At 67.1% G+C, this 243-nt stretch carries 1 pseudogene; it reads right to left on the bottom strand.

The annotated features are described in order from the left end of the window. A pseudogene (fusA, locus tag B2U11_RS14130) lies at positions 1-243 on the bottom strand (elongation factor G); the annotation flags it as partial.

Genomic DNA, 243 nt, shown 5'->3' with positions numbered 1-243 from the left:
GCCATGATCGGCTCGAGCAGCTTGGGGCCGCCCTTTTCACGCAGTTCCTTGAAGGCGGCGCGCGAAGCGATTTCGAACGCCAGCACCGACGAGTCGACGTCGTGGAAGGCGCCGTCCACCAGGGTGGCCTTGACGTCGATGACCGGGAAGCCGGCCAGCAGGCCGTTGTCCTTGGCCGACTTCAGGCCCTTCTCGACGCCGGGGATGTATTCCTTGGGCACCGCGCCGCCGACGATGGCGGAG

The sequence above is a fragment of the Brevundimonas sp. UBA7534 genome (genome assembly GCF_002479325.1).
Classification (GTDB): domain Bacteria; phylum Pseudomonadota; class Alphaproteobacteria; order Caulobacterales; family Caulobacteraceae; genus Brevundimonas.
Note: the sequence above shows the minus strand (reverse complement) of the source record. Positions and strands in the feature narration are given on the sequence as shown.